The following is a 16472-nucleotide window of genomic DNA, read 5'->3' on the forward strand; positions in this document are numbered from 1 at the left end:
TTTGACAAAAAATCAAAGACTATACCTTGGTTAGATTGGTGGTAAGCGAATAGGTATGTAAATCGAAAAATACTAAAAAAGGGTGGATTGCTTGGGATATTGCTGAGTGAAAAATAAAAAAAGGCCCAAATCCTTCAGAAATGGGCCTAAATAGGGGAGAATTTTATGGAATACTCAGCTTAAACCTCTTGATTTTCGAGAGTTTTTGACTCTTTCTTTTCTGGGAAAAACCGATTTTGGAAGATTAATATAATTGCTACACCTATAAAAATAGATGCATCAGCTACATTAAATATAGGCCATAAGGCTGTATAACTTCCACCCCAAAGAGGGATCCATTCGGGTACATAGCCTTCCCATATATCAAAGTAAAACATATCAACCACCTGCCCATGAAACCAAGGGGTTGGGGCATTGTAAGGAGCATTGTCCAACCAAACTCCATAGAAAATAGAATCTACCAAGTTTCCGATAGCTCCTCCCAAAATCATGGCAATACAAAGAATATAAACCGGGTGATTTTTCTTTTCGATGATATAGTGGAGGTAGTATCCGATGCCAAACATCGCCACCAATCGGAAGGTGGTTAGGATCATTTTTCCATATTCCGAGCCTAGTTCCATCCCAAAGGCCATGCCTGGGTTCGTGGTATAGTGAAGCTTAAACCAATCTCCGAAAATCGGAATCTGCCCTGGAGTCCCAAAGTCCATTTGGAAGTGAACCAGCATTTTTACCGCCTGATCCAGAAGGATTACAAAGAGGGCAATCCCAAAGTATTTCACGTAGTTGTTCATCAAATTTGGCTTAGGCCTTTAATACTTTTACTGCCAATTCAAACTCGTCCATGTCCAAGATGGTTGCGACGGAAAGGTCAGAAGTTAATTTCAATTCCAAAGCTTGGGTTTCTTCCTTGATGTAGTTTCCAAAACTTGCTACAGAGGAATTGACCAGATCATTGGAGTTTGAAACCTCAATTTTGATCTTATCCTGCACTTCTAATCCCATGTCTTTTCTGAGATTTTGAATTCTATTGACCAAATCTCTGGCGACACCTTCCTGCTTTAATTCATCGGTCAAGGTCACGTCCAAAGCTACGGTAACTCCGGCATCCGTGGCTACTGACCAGCCTGGGATATCCTGAGAAGTGATCAAAACTTCCTCTAGTAGAAGTTCGATAGTTTCACCCTCTACCTGAACAGGAAATTTTCCTTCTCTTTCGATTTGGGCGATTTCTTCCTGTCCCCAATTGTTGATCGCTGCTACCACAAATCGCATTTTGGGTCCCAATTTCTTACCCAAGACAGGAAGATTTGGCTTTACATTTTTCACCAAAATCCCAGAAGCATCATCTAGGAATTCAATGTCCTTGATATTGACCTCTGTTTTGATCAGTTCTTTCACATGCTCAATCTGGGCTTGAGTTTTCTTATTTAAAACAGGAATCAAAATCCTCTGAAGAGGCTGACGAACCTTAAGCTTTTCTTTCTTTCTGAGGGAGTGAACCAAGGAAGAAATGGTCTGCGCCAAATCCATGCTTGCTTCAAGATCAGCATTGATCAAGGAATTGTCCGTACTTATCCAGTCTGTCAAATGGATGGATTCTTTTCCGCTTTCTCCTGCTTCAGTCAGATTTTTGTACAACCAGTCCGCATAGAATGGAGCAAAAGAGGACATCAATTGAGTCAGCGTCAGCAAGCACTCATACAAGGTTTCGTAGGCGGCCTGTTTGTCCTGATTCATTTCTCCCCTCCAGAATCTTTTTCTGGCAAGTCGCACATACCAGTTGGATAATTGATCCACGGTAAAATTCATTATGGCTCGAGTTGCCCGGGTCGCATCATAATTATCCATGGCTTCTTCCACTTCCGAAATCAAAGATTGAAGTTTGGAAATGATCCATTGATCCAGCTCAGCCCGCTCGTTTACCGGTACTGACTTGGATTTGTCATAGACAAAGGCATCCAAGTTTGCGTAGAGCGCAAAGAAATTATAGGTATTCTGAAGGGTGCCAAAGAAGCGTCTTTGCACTTCAGTTACACCGTCCAGGTTGAATTTTAGGTTGTCCCAAGGATTGGCATTGCTGAGCATGTACCAGCGCAAAGCGTCTGGGCCGTATTCCTTCAAGGTCTTGAAAGGATCGATAGCATTTCCCAATCGCTTGGACATTTTGTTCCCGTTTTTGTCCAAGACAAGTCCGTTGGCGATGACGTTTTTGAAGGAGACACTGTCAAATAGCATCACTGCAAGGGCATGCAGGGTAAAGAACCAACCTCTGGTCTGATCTACCCCTTCGGCGATATAGTCTGCTGGATAGTTGGCTTTGAATATGTCTTGGTTTTCGAAAGGATAATGCCATTGTGCATACGGCATGGCTCCAGAGTCGAACCAAACATCGATCAAGTCCGGCTCACGGAACATCTTTTCTCCCTTTTCAGAAACCAAGATCACATCGTCAACATACGGCCTGTGAAGATCGAGTTCTTTGCCTTCGTAAGGGGATTTTGCCATAAATCCGGCAGCGATGGACTTTTCGATTTCTGCATTCAATTCGGCAATAGAACCGATGCATTTCTCTTCTGCACCATCCGAAGTTCTCCAAATCGGTAGCGGCGTGCCCCAGAATCGGGAACGGCTGAGGTTCCAGTCTACGAGATTTTCCAGCCAGTTGCCAAAGCGTCCTGTACCAGTTGCTTCAGGCTTCCAGTTGATGGTTTTGTTGAGCTCCACCATGCGGTCTTTGTAGGCGGTGGTTTTGATAAACCAGCTTTCCAAAGGATAGTACAAGACCGGCTTGTCTGTTCTCCAGCAGTGTGGGTAGGTATGCTCGTATTTTTCGACCTTAAAGGCCTTGTTTTCATTTTTTAGAATGATGGAAATGATGACATCGGTGTTTTTATAGTCCGCTGCATTCTCATCGTCCTCGGTATAGTTTTTCACATAGAAATCATTCACCCCATATTCCTTGTGAGCGGTAATTCCATGTTCTTTCATTTTTGCAGCAAGAAATTCTCCTACGACTGGAAGGAATTTCCCTTGCTTGTCTACAACTGGGATGTCATTTCCCAATTCGTCTTTCACGAAGACTCCTGGGACATTATTCTGTACCAAAGTTCTAAAGTCATCCGCACCGAATGCTTTTGCCAGGTGGACGATACCTGTACCGTCTTCAGTGGTTACATAATCTCCTGCAACCACAGTAAATGCCGGATGAGGTAAGGTCAAGGCCTCGATAGGAAAAAGTTGTTCGTATTCCCAGCCCAGCATGGATTTACCTTTGAACTCCTCAATGACTTCAAAAGGAATCAGCTTATCTCCAGCCTTGTAGTCTTCCAGTTTAAGTTCGGAAGCCTTGGGATTGAGGTAGGCAGACATTCTGGCTTTCGCCAAAATCACTGTCACTGGCTCATGGGTGTATGGATTGAAAGTTTTCACCTTCACATAATCCAGATTTTCACCGATCGCCAAAGCTGAGTTGGAAGGCAAAGTCCAAGGCGTAGTCGTCCAAGCCAGAATGTAGGTATTATCCTGGCCTTTCAGCTTAAACTGAGCCGTGATGGAAGTATCCTTGACATCCTTATAGGTTCCAGGCTGATTCAGTTCATGGGAAGAAAGTCCAGTACCCGCAGCTGGGGAATATGGCTGAATGGTGTATCCTTTGTACAAAAGACCCTTATCATACAGCTTCTTCAGCAAGTACCACAGGGTTTCGATATAGTTGGAATCAAATGTGATATAGGGATCATCCAAATCCACCCAGTAGCCGATTTTTTCGGTTAGGTCATCCCATTCATTTTTGAATCGCATGACCGTCTCGCGGCACTTGCGGTTGTATTCTTCTACGGTGATTTTCTTGCCGATATCCTCCTTGGTAATTCCAAGTTCTTTCTCGACCTGAAGCTCTACTGGAAGTCCATGAGTGTCCCAACCACCTTTTCTTTTGACTTGAAAACCTTTCAGCGTCTTATATCGGCAGAAAATATCCTTCAAGGTACGGGCCATCACGTGGTGGATACCCGGGGTTCCGTTGGCAGAAGGAGGACCTTCAAAAAAGGTGAAGGTTTCAGCTCCCTCGCGGTTGGCGATGGACTTTTCGAAAATCTGATTTTCTTTCCAATACTGAAGGACAGATTCTCCGATTTGAGGGTAATCTACCTGTTTAAATTCCTGATACGTTTTCACAATTTCCTTTCTTAAGGGCAAGTAGGTGAAGAAAAGGGGAAGGTCTTTTGGCCATTCCCCTCAAAACAAGCCACAAAGATAGAAGAATTGGGCTTTTGGGGGAAAGAAAATTGAAATACACACCGAGAACAGCGTGGAAAGAAAGAATTTGAAGAAATCGATGAAAAATTTTTCAACGAATTTTTTAAAATGAAAAAGTCATTTAGTTTTACGAAAGTTTTAACTATTGATTTATGAGATATATTTTAATCCTCTTTTTTGGCCTAGTAAGTTTTGGACAAGCTTTTTCCCAAGTTCAAGTAGGTGTCTATCATTCTGGGTTATCCTCACAGGTCGGCGTTGGGACCAATATCGAAAAGAAGTTCTTTGGAGAAATTCGGTTTCTAGCCACCGATCGGCTAGAACTCGATTTTGGAGCTGAAGCTATTGGACAATACAATTTCTATCAATCAGAATGGTACAATCTTCACGGAGGCTTGATGATTGGCTATTACGGGGATGGTGCAGTCGGCCTTCCTTTTGGTGCGACCATTAAGCCCATATCGGCCTTTCAAAGACTTGGAATATTGATGGAAGCGACACCTTATATCCTCTCTGATCAATTCTTCCTGAGAGGAAATATTGGTCTTAGGATGCGGCTTGGAGGCGATTAAGCCGTGTACTTGAAACCTAGGAAGTGAAAAGGAACAAAAAAAGAGAGGAAAACTTCCTCTCTCTTTTGCTCTATCATCTCAGTCCTTATTGAAATTTTACTTTATAAATTCCTCCTAAGGGTCCGGCTACTTGAACCCCCTGACTGGTCATTGGAGTACTTATCAGAAAATAGATACTTCCGTCTTTATCTACTCCCATGATCTTATTGAACGTCTTTTTAGAGCTCAGGTAATAGGTCGTTCCCAGGTATTCAAAAGTCTGCTTGATCTTGAAGCCTCCTTTCTTCTGAAAGTTTCCAGTAGCTCCTGACTGGACTCCCAAGGTGTATTCGAATTGAGGATAGTTGGCCACATTTCCTGCTGCTCCTCCGAACAATCCATAAATATTCCCTCCAGCTTGGTCTAGTCCTACGGGTAGGGTAAGTACCTGTCCTCCTACTTGCATTCCAGAGAGAGTAGCACCCATAGCTACTTCTCCTGAGGCTTCCGTTCCGTTGATCTCATGGTATTTCAAGGAGTTCAGGGTATTGTCTCGAACCAATCTAAAGCTATTGGCACCCATAGGTATGATGAATGTGGCCAATCCTCCGGTCATACCTTGGATCAAAACATTTCGGTTGCCAAGGTTTTCATCATAGGAAGCTAGATGATACCCGGAGGTAAATTCCGGGATGTAGATGCTTTTATTAGTGCCAACAAAAATCCCATTTACTCCGGCTCCATTGTTGAATTTGGAATTACCCAGCATAGTCACCGCCTTAGATTCTAGATTTAACTTAAATACATTCGTTGGAGAAAGAGGAACGCTGAACACGCTTTTGATTCCATATAGGTTTCCGTCAGGAGATGCAAAGATGGTTTGGGGAATAGTTGCTGCATTGATAATGCCGATCTCACTTCGGTAAATTTCACTGCTGGTATTGACAACTTTCGTGATGGATTTATTGGAAAGATTGATGGAAACCAGTCCTTTTTCCCCTACAGCATAAAGGACATTTTTTTCCTTATCAATTTCGATTGTCCAAAAAGGCCCATACTCATGACTGTTTACGATTACTTCCTCGAAGGTGAGGTTTCCGGACAAGGTCTCAAAAATATCCCCGATCGCCGGTCCAGTCGCCACTGGATCAGCAGCGATGGTAAAATCTGGTCCTTCTATCGCAGAACGGCCTTTTCGGGCGACAGAAACTTTTCCGGATTCTGTTCCGGCAGGGATCTTCACCTGAATGGATGTGAGCGTGGAAGAGACGAGCTCCATCACTTTTGCACCGATTTTCACTTCTAAGAGGGCCTTGTCTGCATCAAAGTGCTTCCCGGTGATCGTGATTTCCTCACCGACTTTTGCGGAAGTTTTATTCAAGGATAACACCATGGGTTCGTAGTAGAAGGTCCCACTTTCTACACTGCTTCCGAGCACTTCTATTTTGAATTTTCCATGAGAGCCATTTTCAGGAATTTTCACCTTGATTTCGGTGGCGGAGGATGAGGTCGGTTCAAGGCTTAAATCGCCTAACTTGACCTTGTTTTCAGTACTCAAAGCACTGAATCCAGCCCCCTTGATCACGACCTCTGTTCCCGCCTTGCCATAATCCGGAGATATACTAAGGATATTCAGGTTGGATGTAGGATTGCTGATTTCAGCTTTTGGCTTTTGATTGGATTTGAAATCCTTCAGGTTTAAAGTACCCTTGGAAGTAAAGGTGTTTCCCTGCACATCTTTGAAAGTGACTTCCCAGTCAAAAGTCAAATTATCTCCTTCAATCTTGATGGTGATTTTCCCGGAAATGGCAAAGAATGTATTTGCCGACTTTAGGTACTTCACATAGGTGCCGGGTATTGCCTGTACTTTTTCACCTGCTTTGTCAGGTTTTTCAGATCTTAAACCAAAAGAGTTTCCCTCCATTACTGCAGGGAAGATTTGAGTAAGCGTAAGGGTACCGACCTTGGCCTCATTCAGGAAGAATGTCAGTCTTTCTCCATTTGGAAGAGTTGCTGAGGCTTCTAAAGAGCCTATGCTTTCTCCTTGATCAGCATAGTAAATTCCCTGAATAGCGGAGGAATTGGCGCTGATTGATTGTCCACCAAGCTCTCCTGAAAGCTGGGTGGTGAATTGATCCACCGGTATTGGGTCTTCGTTATTCTCTTTGCACCCAGTGATCCAAACTCCTAGGATAAAAATTGGCAATAGAATCTTTTTCATATGATTATACTGATTGATCCAGGGCATCAAATAGAGCTTAAGGGTATTATCACGGGCTCTACTCTTGACCTTTGATTTATTTATGAGTTTAAAAGGTTCAACACTTACTTCATGATATTGACGTCTGTGAAGACCCCATTAGTGATGGTTACCTCCGGGCCAGTACCCGTCATTGGGGTAGCCTTGAATGAAAAAGTACCGGAGGCTTTGTTTCCTTCCAATTTGGTAATGTTTACTGTTCCTGAAGTGGCTGAGTGAACTACCTGAGAAGAGGTCGTCCAGAGCGCACTTCCAGCCAAATTGAATGTTCCAGTCCGTTCTGCATTGAGAGTTAATGCGATGTTTGATTTGTCAGTTGCTCCAGCGCCTATGGCCCACACGACTATTCCCGCTACAGATGTTACCCGGCTATTTCCGGACCCTTTCCACGCCTTCCCGTCTACGGTGGCTTCTACATTTAAGGAGCCATTGGGAATTTGATCTTCGGAATCAGAGCAATTGCTAAACAAGACTGCTGTCAAAAATGCTAAAAGTATGGTTTTGATTTTCATAGGTTTTTTTAAAGCAAATAGCTTCCTAATTACCTTCTTTTAAATCCCATGTTTTGGGTAAATTTTATCCGTGCTGCTGGGTATTTTTACGATTTTTTTAAAGAAAATCTTTTCTAAATCCTACTCTTGTTGATTTCCAATTTGAAAAGCCAGGGATTGAACCTATTTTGGAAACTCAATTTCTAAAACCCTTTGACACGATTTAGCTTAGCTTTTTTTCTTGGTTTTTTATTTTGTTCCAGTACTCCTGTCCAAGCTTTCCAGTCTGATCGACTGGATAGTTTGGAGAAAGTATATGAGGATCGATCCCTACTGGATTCGGTTAGATTCAGGGCCCTTCAGGAAATGACTTTTTCATTGATCTTTAGTGATGGAGAGAGGGCGAAAGAAAAAATCAAGGAAGGTTTATCAGCGGCAGAAAAGTCATTTGGCAAAACCCGGATTTATTTTGAGCTTCTCCAAAATCTGGGCATTTACTATGATGTAAACCAGCAGACGGATAGTTCCTTTGAAATTTTCTCACAAATCCTGGAAGAAAGTAAACAGAATGGCTGGCTGAGCTTGCAAGAACGATCCCTGAATAATCTTGGAATGAATTCTCTCAACTCCTCCAAGTACAGGAACGCCATTGAATATTTTTCCTCGGCTTTGGAATTGAGTAAACAAAATCCAACTACAAAGGAAGCCGACTGGGTCAAGTACATTTCAAATATGGGCTTGGCAAACCAGGAACTTGAGCTATTTGATCAAGCGATAACCTACCACTTAGAGGCATTGGCCATCCGTGAGAAAATCCAAGATCCAAACGGGATCGCCATTTCCAGTGCAAACTTGGGGATTTGCTATAAACTGATGGGAGAAGAGGATAAAGCCATTGTGTATTATCAAAAAGCTATAGATAATGCCAAGGCGGCTGGGAATAAGGTTCTTTACCATCGGGTACATGACAACTTAGGCAGCCTGTATATTGGAAGGAAAGAATACGACAAAGGGATAGCAATGCTGAAAATCGCTTTGGATACTTCTGATGGATTCAGTCTTGATCCAAAAATGGAACTCAGCATCGTGAGCAATTCTTCTGCGGCACATGTGGATTTGGGTCAGTTAGATCAAGCTTTGGGATTTGCCAACCGGGGGATGGAGATTTTAAAAGAACATCCTGATTTGGTCAATTACTCGCTTACCTTAAACTATGCCTTGGCCAAAATCTATTTCCGAAAAGGAGATTTCGAAAAAGGCAATGCCTATTTAGAAGAATACCAAAAGATCAATCGCGAGGTCTTCAACGCTGAAAATGCAAAACTGCTTACTGACTTGCAGGTGCAATATGATTTGGAGAAAAAGGAAAACCAAATAGCCCTTCAGAATGCTGAGCTTCAGGAAAAAAATGCGGTTTTGCAGCGAAATTACTTCGCTTTTGCCGCCTTGGGTTTCCTTTTGCTTTTGGCCATCGTTACCTTTTTTTACTACCAAAACAGAAACAAGCGAAAGCAGGAGCTGCTGGTGAAGGATCGGGAATTAAAAGTAAAGGAAGCGTATATCCAGGCGTCTTTGGAGTCTCAGGAGCAGGAGCGCAGACGAATGGCTCAAGATCTGCACGATGGTTTTGGACAATACATTTCGGCTCTCAGACTTTATGTCTCCCAACTGAAAAGTGATCAAGCCAAGGAAGAACTCAAAACCGAACTGGTCAGCAGAACTGATTCCGTTTTGGATGAGATGTCCAAGGAAATCAGCAATGTAGTCTACGACTTGATGCCAGCTACCTTGATCAGATTTGGATTGATCAGTGCGCTGGAAGATCTGGCGGGTAGAATCAATGCAAGCGAAAAAGCCAAACTTGAGATTAGCCCAACAGGAATTCCCAAAAGAATGGATGAGCTGGTGGAAATCAATCTTTTTAGAATCTGTCAAGAATGGATCAACAATGTGCTCAAATATTCCGGGGCTAAGAATATTCAATTGAATCTCAGTGGTCAAGAAGGGAAAATCCGGCTCAGCCTTTTGGATGATGGAAGAGGCTTTGATCCAGCAGTTTTTATCCATAGCAAAAGAAATGGATGGAAAAACATCAATACTCGGGCAGGATTACTTAATGCACAACTCGAATTGTACACTTCTCCTGGAATCCAAGGAACCGAGCTCTTGATTCAATTTCCCTATTCCCAAAGAATCAATTAACCCGCAACATTCTTTTTAACATGAAATTATTGCTCGTTGACGATCATAAAATTCTTTTGGATGGATTGAAATTCTTGTTGCTGAATAGTGATGGGATCACCGAAGTTCAAACTTCTGAAAGTGTCGAGGATGCTTTTAGAATCTGGAAAATTGAACAGCCCGATTTGGTCATCTCCGATATTTCTGTTCCTAAAGAAGGGGGGATTGCCCTTGCCAAAATGATCAAAAAGGAGAATCCAAGGGCCAAAGTGATTTTTCTTAGCATGCACGAGGAGCCTTATATCGTAAAAGAAGCACTTGCAACTGGTGTTGATGGCTATGTTTTGAAAAAAGCCGCCCATCAGGAATTGCTCAAAGCGGTCAGAGAGGTTTCCGAAGGGCAGCTATTTTTCAGCGCCGAGATTCAAAAAATCCTGATCCAGCGTATGCGTTTCCCGGAGGATGAGCGCATTTTGACTAGTAGGGAAAAAGAGGTTTTGGACTTGATTTTTGATGAATTATCCAATAAAGAGATCGGGGAAAAACTTCATATTTCCGAAAGAACTGTAGAAACTCACCGGAAGAATATCTATCAAAAAACAAAGACCAACTCATTGGTTGGTCTTTTGAAATTTGCAATAGAAAATAACCTGATTTCAGGTTTGAATTAATCTTTGGATAGTTCCAAGAAATTAGAAACTCCTGAATCAATCATATCCTTCATCACACTTGAAGCAAAATTCACATAAGCATCGTGATCGCAATCGGCGAAGTGGGAAGCAACTTTTTTCTGGTCTCCTGAGACCATCACCAATTGAGAATAACCGGTTTTGGAAAACATATCAGTCTGTGCTTGTGTCACCTCTTTGATTTTGGTGTCTTTGAATACTCCCTCGGCGTAAACCGCCTTTTTAGGTTCGACTTTCGCATCGAAAAGAGGATTACTTCCAATGTCTAATCCAGACACAAATCGGACTTGAGAAGGAATTCTCGAAACCCCAAAGTTTGTGATCGAATGGTTGTTTTCACTTGGATCAAGGGAGGGCTCTATTCGATACCCGATTTTGGCTTTCACCGAAGTAGCATTTGTCCAGGTAGAGGCGTCCGCATCTAACATGACAAAAGGGAATGCAAAATTCACATCTGCGATGAAGGCATTATCTAGCTCTTTGGAGATTTTAGGAGTAGGATCTACAAATCCACCTCCCATTTTTTCTTTACCACCTTTGGTCACAGATTTGACTAGATAATCATACCCAGTCGGAGTGACCATAATGTATCCTTCGACCTGTGCATCAGAGGAAGCTCCTCCTGCCTTCTTGGTCCAATCAGCATAATACTCGTACTTCTTGGCTTCATCTGCAGTCATGATTTCATACCCTTGACTCTTCAGTTGGCTGACAAAATTTTGGTATGCCTCATCGATCAATTTTTGAAAATCGGGCACATCAACACCTTGGATTTGCACACCCATACTGGTAGAAGTTCCAGAGGTATAAGTAGTTCGGTTTGCCCGTTCATTTTTTGATCCGGAAGTCTTGGCCGAGGCTTCTTCAAAAACCTCGAAGTAGGCATTGAAGCTTCTGATATAGACCTTTTTTGGGGCTTTGGAACCTTGGTTTTTCTTGTTGTAGCTAGTGACTTTTAGGTCCTTTTCGCTCAAAATTTCTCCTGGAAAAAAGCCCAGAAAAAGAAATAGGAAGATTAATAAAATACTTTTCATAATGGATTTTTGGTTAGGCTTCCAAATCTCTTCAGAATAGTCTTCGATTAGAATACCATTGATTGCGGGTTTCATCTCCGTACTGCCACGGAGATGAATTAGGTAAAGCAGAAAATCCCTTAAATTGAGCTGTCCCTTGCCTTAAACCAAGTTTCTATGTCCAGCTCTATCCACCCTTGTCTTTGGTTTGACCAACAGGCTGCCGAGGCGGCAGATTTTTATATCTCGGTTTTTCCCAATTCCAGAATTGTGGATAAAAACCCAATAGCAGTAAGTTTTGAGGTGATGGGAACTCTGATGATGGGACTAAATGGAGGTCCAAAGTACCAGCAGACTCAGGCCTGTTCCTACTTCGTTTATTGTGGGGAGGAGGTATCGATTGAAGAGGTATATGATTCCTTGAAAAAGGACGGAAAGGTGTATTTTCCCCTGGATACTTATCCCTGGAGCCCAAAATATGCATGGGTTCAGGATAGATTTGGGACCAATTGGCAGCTGGATGCGGACCCAATTCGGTCAGTACAAAAGATTGTTCCCTGTCTGCTTTTTGTCAATGAGAAGAAATCAAAAGTGAGAGAGGCAAGGGAATTCTATACCCATATTTTTCCCAATAGCATCAGGCTGATGGAAGCTCCACTCCCGGATTCTGAGGATTTGCTTTTTACCCAATTCAAATTGGACGGCTACATTATGAATGCCATGAGTAGTCCTGAACGCCATGAATTTGATTTTTCACCCGGAAATTCCTTGGTGATAACTTGTAAGGGACAAGCTGAGATTGATTATTACTGGGAAAAGTTGGGAGAAAGTGGGGAACACGGGCGGTGTGGCTGGTTGACCGACAAGTTTGGACTTTCTTGGCAGGTTGTGCCTGAGGGATTGGGGAAAATGATGAGTGATCCTGAAAAAGGAAAGAGATCCATGGAGGCACTTTTGAAAATGAATAAATTGATCATCGAAACACTAAAGAATCCTTGAAATGGAAACAGTTGAAATTACTTTAAAGGCTGTCATTGATGCTCCTTTACAAAAAGTTTGGGAGAATTGGACTCAAGGCAAGCATGTCATCGGATGGAATTTTGCTTCCGAGGATTGGCATTGCCCGGCCGCGGAGTACGACCTTCGTGAAGGGGGGAAATTCTCGGCTACCATGGCCGCCAAAGATGGAAGTTTCAGTTTTGAGTTTTGGGGAATTTATTCCAAAATCATTCCTTTTCAGGAGATTCGAAGCACCATGGGTGATGGGAGAAAGCTGGATGTATTTTTTGAGCAAAATGGGAATCAGGTACTAGTTACTGAAGTCTTTGAAGCAGAAAAGCAAAATTCGATTGACCTGCAGCGCCAAGGTTGGCAGGCTATTCTCAACAATTTCAAAACTTACTGCGAAAAATAAGCGAAAAAAAAATTCCTGATTTGGAACTCAGATTTATTATTAATCGTAATATTGCAATATAATTAGAAACAATGGGAGTCACTCAAACGCATTTGTTTACTGAAGAGCAGAATGAACTCGCAAATCTGGCGAAAGCAATTGCTCATCCAGCTCGGATTGCGATTCTTCAGCATTTGGTCAAAACCAAGTCTTGTATCAACGGGGACTTGGTTTTGGAAATTGGGTTGGCTCAGGCCACTATTAGTCAGCATCTGCGCGAACTCAAAGATGCTGGACTTATCCAAGGAACCATCGAAGGCACCAAAATCAACTATTGCATTCATCCTGAGAATTGGGCCAGGCTAAAAAGTGAATTTTCATCTTTCTTCGAAAGCTATTCTGCCTGCGGCTCTACCTGTTAACTTGAAAAAAACTAAGCCATGAAATTGTCTGAAATCAAAACCATCCTATCCCAATCCAAAACCATCGCTTTCCAACTTCCCAATGGGGATTTGGTGCCTGCTCATTTCCACGTGACGGAAGTTGGTCTGGTTGATAAGCACTTTATCGATTGTGGAGGAACGATTCGAAAAGAGCAAAAAGTCAATTTCCAGCTTTGGGATGCAGATGACTACGACCATAGACTTCACCCGGAGAAATTGGTTCAGATAATTGAACTTTCTGAAAAAGTATTGGGGATTCCTGATCTGGAAATTGAAGTGGAATATCAAGGGGAAACAATCGGAAAATATGGACTTGAGCACGATGGGACTAACTTTTTATTGACCACCAAAATGACCGATTGCCTGGCAAAAGATAAATGCGGAATTCCTGCCCAAAAGCCTAAAATCCGACTTTCCCAATTGCAAACTCAGGCATCTGCTTGTACTCCAGGTTCAGGTTGTTGTTAATAATTAACGGATGTTGAATTTCTTTAAACCCCTGCAGGAAACTATCCAAAAGGCTTTGGATTTGCCGATTTCTGATGAGAGAAAACATATTCTACAGCCCTTGATTGCGTTTATTCAAGCCAAGAGTCAAGCTGGATCGGAAGTTCATCTGAATTTCATTTGCACTCACAATTCCCGGAGAAGCCAGTTTTCTCAGATTTGGGCAAAAACGGCTGCAGCATATTTCGGAGTACCCATTCAAACTTACTCGGGAGGAGTGGAGGTCACAGCCTTTAATCCTAGGGCTGTGGATTCGCTTAAACGAAGTGGATTCCAAATCTCTGTTCAAGAGAATGGATCAAACCCTTATTACCACATATTTTTTTCAGAAAACACAGGGCCCATTCTTGCCTTTTCAAAGGTTTATGACGATCAGGCAAATCCCAAGGCCAATTTTGCTGCAGTCATGACCTGTGATCATGCAGATGAAAATTGCCCTTTTATTTCTGGCGCAGAAGTGAGGATTCCGGTATTGTACGAGGATCCAAAGGCTTTTGATGATACAGTTTTGGAGAAAGAAAAATACGAGGAGCGCTCCCTTCAAATTGCTTCAGAGATGCTTTACATTTTCTCCCAAATCAAAAAATAAGTTTCAAAAGTACTTTTTAGGCCAAATCATCAACCACTAGCTTGTAGGTTGGGTCATCTAGGATATTGACTTCAATAATCTCGTCTGCCTTGGCCAGTAATTTTCTACAATCTGGGCTGAGGTGCCTGAGATGAACCTTTTTCCCAACTTTCTGATAGCGTTCGGTGATTTTGTTTAGTGCTTCTATGGCGGACATATCCACTACCCGACTTTCTGCAAAGTCAATGATTACTTCCTCAGGGTCATTCAGGATGTCAAATTTTTCCCCAAAGGCTGTCACCGACCCGAAAAATAAGGGACCATACAACTCGTAATGCTTTACACCATTTTCATCCAGATACTTTCTGGCCCGGATTCGTTTGGCATTGTCCCAGGCAAAGAAAAGTGCTGCCAAGATCACTCCGATCAAGACTGCCAAAGCCAAATTGTGTAGGACAGCGGTCACCGCGGTAACCAGAAACATAAGGAAAATATCCTTTTTCGGCATTTTGGTGAGGATTCTCAGACTTGCCCATTCAAAAGTGCCAATGGATACCATGATCATCAGACCGGTAAGTGCCGCCATGGGTACCTTTTCGATGAGACTCGATCCAAACATGATAAAAACCAAAAGCATGACCGAGGCCACAATTCCGGATAGTCTCGCTCTGGCTCCTGAGGAGATATTGATCAAGCTTTGGCCAATCATTGCGCAGCCACCCATGCCTGAGAAAAAACCGGAGGCAACATTTGCCAAGCCCTGAGCCACAGCCTCCTTATTGCTTCGGCCTCGTGTTTCGGTAATTTCGTCAACTATATTGAGCGTAAGGAGAGATTCGATCAATCCCACGCCTGCCATAATCAAGGAGAAGGGGAAAATGATTTCCAAAGTTTCCCATGAAAAGGGGATATCTGGGATATGAAATGGAGGAAATCCACCTTTGATACTTGCCATATCGCCCACCGTTTTGGTATCCAGACCCAAGGCGGCTACCACTCCAAAAACCACCAAAATAGAGGTAAGGGAAGCAGGTATGGCTTTGGTCAGCTTAGGTAAACCCCAAATGATCCCCATAGCCAAAAGAACTAACCCGGAGAAAATATAAAGGGAATCTCCACTCAGCCATTGTCCATCCGGACCTTTGAATTGGTCCAATTGGGACATGAAAATGATGATCGCAAGCCCGTTGACAAAGCCAAAAATGACCGGATGGGGGACCAGTCGGATGAATTTTCCCAGCTTTAAGCTTCCAAAAATAACCTGAAGTAAACCGGATAAAACCACTGCTGCAAAGACATATTCCACGCCTTGGGTAGCTGCCAAAGTCACAATTACCACGGCAATTGCCCCGGTAGCTCCTGAAATCATCCCAGGCCTCCCTCCTAAAATAGAGGTCACCAAGCCCATTACAAAAGCTGCATACAATCCAGTAAGCGGAGATAATCCCGCAATAAAAGCAAAAGCCACTGCCTCTGGAATTAAGGCCAAAGCCACTGTCAATCCGGAAAGAATTTCGGTTTTGTAGTCTATTTTTTGGCGGAGATCAAATAGGTTTAGGTAGTTTTTCATCGGAAATAAAATCGTGAAGGATTGAGTTTTCTTTGGCCTTAAGCCGAGTTTCAAACCGAAGGAGATTACCTGGAAGAATTCAGGAGTCGCGGTGGAAAAGAAAACTGGTGATTGAGGCAAAGGTAGTCAAAAAAGAAGCCTTGAAATAATATTTCGTTTTTCTTCTATTAGTAAAATTATGTTTGGATTTCCTTTTTTCGCTCAAATAAGCTCCCGCAATCGATAGCGTAAATTTTTGAAATTAATTCCCTCATTCTCAACTGGCCTCATTTTTGAAACCAAAAAAATGGACAAATAGGGGAACCAATTTTCCTGATTTTCCTATTTTCAAACCACTCTATCCCTAACGACCAAACCTAACTTTTATGACAGAACAACAAAAACAAGCGATCGAGGAGGCTATCTCTTCACTCAAAGGAAAACTTACCGGAGACATGTTTGCGGACATGGAAGTACGTGACCAAATTCATAACCTAGAAATGCAATTGAAAGGTGTAAAGCCAATGGATTCCCATTTCGATTGTGTAGGCTGCGGAAGCTAATCTT

At 42.6% G+C, this 16472-nt stretch carries 15 protein-coding genes; 9 read left to right on the forward strand and 6 right to left on the reverse strand.

Features of this window, described 5'->3' with window-relative positions; genetic code table 11:
- Positions 1–179 precede the first annotated feature (179 nt).
- Both DFQ04_RS09200 and ileS read right to left on the reverse strand, forming a co-directional pair.
- On the reverse strand, positions 180–794 hold the full coding sequence (locus tag DFQ04_RS09200) for a lipoprotein signal peptidase (RefSeq protein WP_133555049.1): 615 nt from the start codon (positions 792–794) through the stop codon (positions 180–182).
- 10 nt (positions 795–804) lie between these two features.
- Positions 805–4179 carry an isoleucine--tRNA ligase gene (gene ileS / locus DFQ04_RS09205; protein WP_133555051.1) on the reverse strand — a complete coding sequence of 1125 codons (3375 nt, stop codon included), beginning with the start codon at positions 4177–4179 and terminating at the stop codon, positions 805–807.
- 233 nt (positions 4180–4412) lie between these two features.
- Here ileS and DFQ04_RS09210 point away from each other — a divergent pair, with 233 nt between their 5' ends.
- A complete protein-coding gene (locus tag DFQ04_RS09210) occupies positions 4413–4832 on the forward strand; it encodes a hypothetical protein (protein WP_133555053.1) in 420 nt (139 codons plus the stop codon).
- A gap of 85 nt (positions 4833–4917) precedes the next feature.
- Here the strand turns inward: DFQ04_RS09210 and DFQ04_RS09215 are convergent, their stop codons facing one another.
- Together DFQ04_RS09215 and DFQ04_RS09220 are read right to left on the reverse strand one after the other, a co-directional pair.
- On the reverse strand, positions 4918–7032 hold the full coding sequence (locus DFQ04_RS09215) for an IPT/TIG domain-containing protein (protein WP_166637293.1): 2115 nt from the start codon (positions 7030–7032) through the stop codon (positions 4918–4920).
- A 104-nt stretch (positions 7033–7136) separates the two neighbouring features.
- Positions 7137–7583, reverse strand: a complete 447-nt coding sequence (locus tag DFQ04_RS09220) for a DUF6252 family protein (RefSeq protein WP_133555057.1) — start codon at positions 7581–7583, stop codon at positions 7137–7139.
- A 192-nt stretch (positions 7584–7775) separates the two neighbouring features.
- Between DFQ04_RS09220 and DFQ04_RS09225 the strand changes: the two genes are divergently transcribed.
- Together DFQ04_RS09225 and DFQ04_RS09230 are read left to right on the forward strand one after the other, a co-directional pair.
- Positions 7776–9764 (forward strand): tetratricopeptide repeat-containing sensor histidine kinase, encoded by a 1989-nt coding sequence (locus DFQ04_RS09225; RefSeq protein ID WP_133555059.1) that lies wholly within the window; start codon positions 7776–7778, stop codon positions 9762–9764.
- A gap of 20 nt (positions 9765–9784) precedes the next feature.
- On the forward strand, positions 9785–10414 hold the full coding sequence (locus DFQ04_RS09230) for a response regulator (protein ID WP_133555061.1): 630 nt from the start codon (positions 9785–9787) through the stop codon (positions 10412–10414).
- On the opposite strand, the gene DFQ04_RS09235 is transcribed toward DFQ04_RS09230, so the two are convergent.
- Complete coding sequence (locus tag DFQ04_RS09235; RefSeq protein ID WP_133555063.1) at positions 10411–11466, reverse strand: hypothetical protein; 1056 nt, start codon at positions 11464–11466, stop codon at positions 10411–10413. The genes DFQ04_RS09230 and DFQ04_RS09235 overlap by 4 nt on opposite strands.
- A 156-nt stretch (positions 11467–11622) precedes the next feature.
- Here DFQ04_RS09235 and DFQ04_RS09240 point away from each other — a divergent pair, with 156 nt between their 5' ends.
- From DFQ04_RS09240 to DFQ04_RS09260, 5 genes are all read left to right on the forward strand, one after another.
- Complete coding sequence (locus tag DFQ04_RS09240) at positions 11623–12444, forward strand: VOC family protein (RefSeq protein ID WP_133555065.1); 822 nt, start codon at positions 11623–11625, stop codon at positions 12442–12444.
- A 1-nt stretch (position 12445) separates the two neighbouring features.
- Positions 12446–12859, forward strand: a complete 414-nt coding sequence (locus tag DFQ04_RS09245) for an SRPBCC domain-containing protein (protein WP_133555067.1) — start codon at positions 12446–12448, stop codon at positions 12857–12859.
- Between the two features lie 71 nt (positions 12860–12930).
- The gene (locus DFQ04_RS09250) at positions 12931–13260 is read left to right on the forward strand and encodes an ArsR/SmtB family transcription factor (RefSeq protein WP_133555068.1); all 330 of its coding nucleotides are present in this window, start codon (positions 12931–12933) and stop codon (positions 13258–13260) included.
- A gap of 18 nt (positions 13261–13278) precedes the next feature.
- Complete coding sequence (locus DFQ04_RS09255; protein WP_133555070.1) at positions 13279–13749, forward strand: DUF6428 family protein; 471 nt, start codon at positions 13279–13281, stop codon at positions 13747–13749.
- Positions 13750–13759: 10 nt separating this feature from the next.
- Positions 13760–14377 (forward strand): low molecular weight phosphatase family protein, encoded by a 618-nt coding sequence (locus DFQ04_RS09260; protein WP_133555072.1) that lies wholly within the window; start codon positions 13760–13762, stop codon positions 14375–14377.
- A gap of 16 nt (positions 14378–14393) precedes the next feature.
- On the opposite strand, the gene DFQ04_RS09265 is transcribed toward DFQ04_RS09260, so the two are convergent.
- Positions 14394–15926: a SulP family inorganic anion transporter gene (locus tag DFQ04_RS09265; protein ID WP_133555074.1), complete on the reverse strand. Its 1533-nt coding sequence runs from the start codon at positions 15924–15926 to the stop codon at positions 14394–14396.
- Positions 15927–16291: 365 nt separating this feature from the next.
- On the opposite strand from DFQ04_RS09265, the gene DFQ04_RS18325 reads away from it, so the two are divergent.
- A complete protein-coding gene (locus tag DFQ04_RS18325; RefSeq protein ID WP_166637294.1) occupies positions 16292–16468 on the forward strand; it encodes a hypothetical protein in 177 nt (58 codons plus the stop codon).
- Positions 16469–16472 lie beyond the last annotated feature (4 nt).

Origin of the sequence: Algoriphagus boseongensis (assembly GCF_004362805.1) — a bacterium.
GTDB lineage: Bacteria > Bacteroidota > Bacteroidia > Cytophagales > Cyclobacteriaceae > Algoriphagus > Algoriphagus boseongensis.

What these genes read in the sequence shown, in the direction of transcription:
- DFQ04_RS09200 (WP_133555049.1), bottom strand. Translation starts at nt 794, where the DNA reads ATGAACAACTACGTGAAATACTTTGGGATTGCCCTCTTTGTAATCCTT.
- DFQ04_RS09210 (WP_133555053.1), top strand. Translation starts at nt 4,413, where the DNA reads ATGAGATATATTTTAATCCTCTTTTTTGGCCTAGTAAGTTTTGGACAA.
- DFQ04_RS09215 (WP_166637293.1), bottom strand. Translation starts at nt 7,032, where the DNA reads ATGAAAAAGATTCTATTGCCAATTTTTATCCTAGGAGTTTGGATCACT.
- DFQ04_RS09220 (WP_133555057.1), bottom strand. Translation starts at nt 7,583, where the DNA reads ATGAAAATCAAAACCATACTTTTAGCATTTTTGACAGCAGTCTTGTTT.
- DFQ04_RS09230 (WP_133555061.1), top strand. Translation starts at nt 9,785, where the DNA reads ATGAAATTATTGCTCGTTGACGATCATAAAATTCTTTTGGATGGATTG.
- DFQ04_RS09235 (WP_133555063.1), bottom strand. Translation starts at nt 11,466, where the DNA reads ATGAAAAGTATTTTATTAATCTTCCTATTTCTTTTTCTGGGCTTTTTT.
- DFQ04_RS09240 (WP_133555065.1), top strand. Translation starts at nt 11,623, where the DNA reads ATGTCCAGCTCTATCCACCCTTGTCTTTGGTTTGACCAACAGGCTGCC.
- DFQ04_RS09245 (WP_133555067.1), top strand. Translation starts at nt 12,446, where the DNA reads ATGGAAACAGTTGAAATTACTTTAAAGGCTGTCATTGATGCTCCTTTA.
- DFQ04_RS09250 (WP_133555068.1), top strand. Translation starts at nt 12,931, where the DNA reads ATGGGAGTCACTCAAACGCATTTGTTTACTGAAGAGCAGAATGAACTC.
- DFQ04_RS09255 (WP_133555070.1), top strand. Translation starts at nt 13,279, where the DNA reads ATGAAATTGTCTGAAATCAAAACCATCCTATCCCAATCCAAAACCATC.
- DFQ04_RS09260 (WP_133555072.1), top strand. Translation starts at nt 13,760, where the DNA reads ATGTTGAATTTCTTTAAACCCCTGCAGGAAACTATCCAAAAGGCTTTG.
- DFQ04_RS09265 (WP_133555074.1), bottom strand. Translation starts at nt 15,926, where the DNA reads ATGAAAAACTACCTAAACCTATTTGATCTCCGCCAAAAAATAGACTAC.
- DFQ04_RS18325 (WP_166637294.1), top strand. Translation starts at nt 16,292, where the DNA reads ATGACAGAACAACAAAAACAAGCGATCGAGGAGGCTATCTCTTCACTC.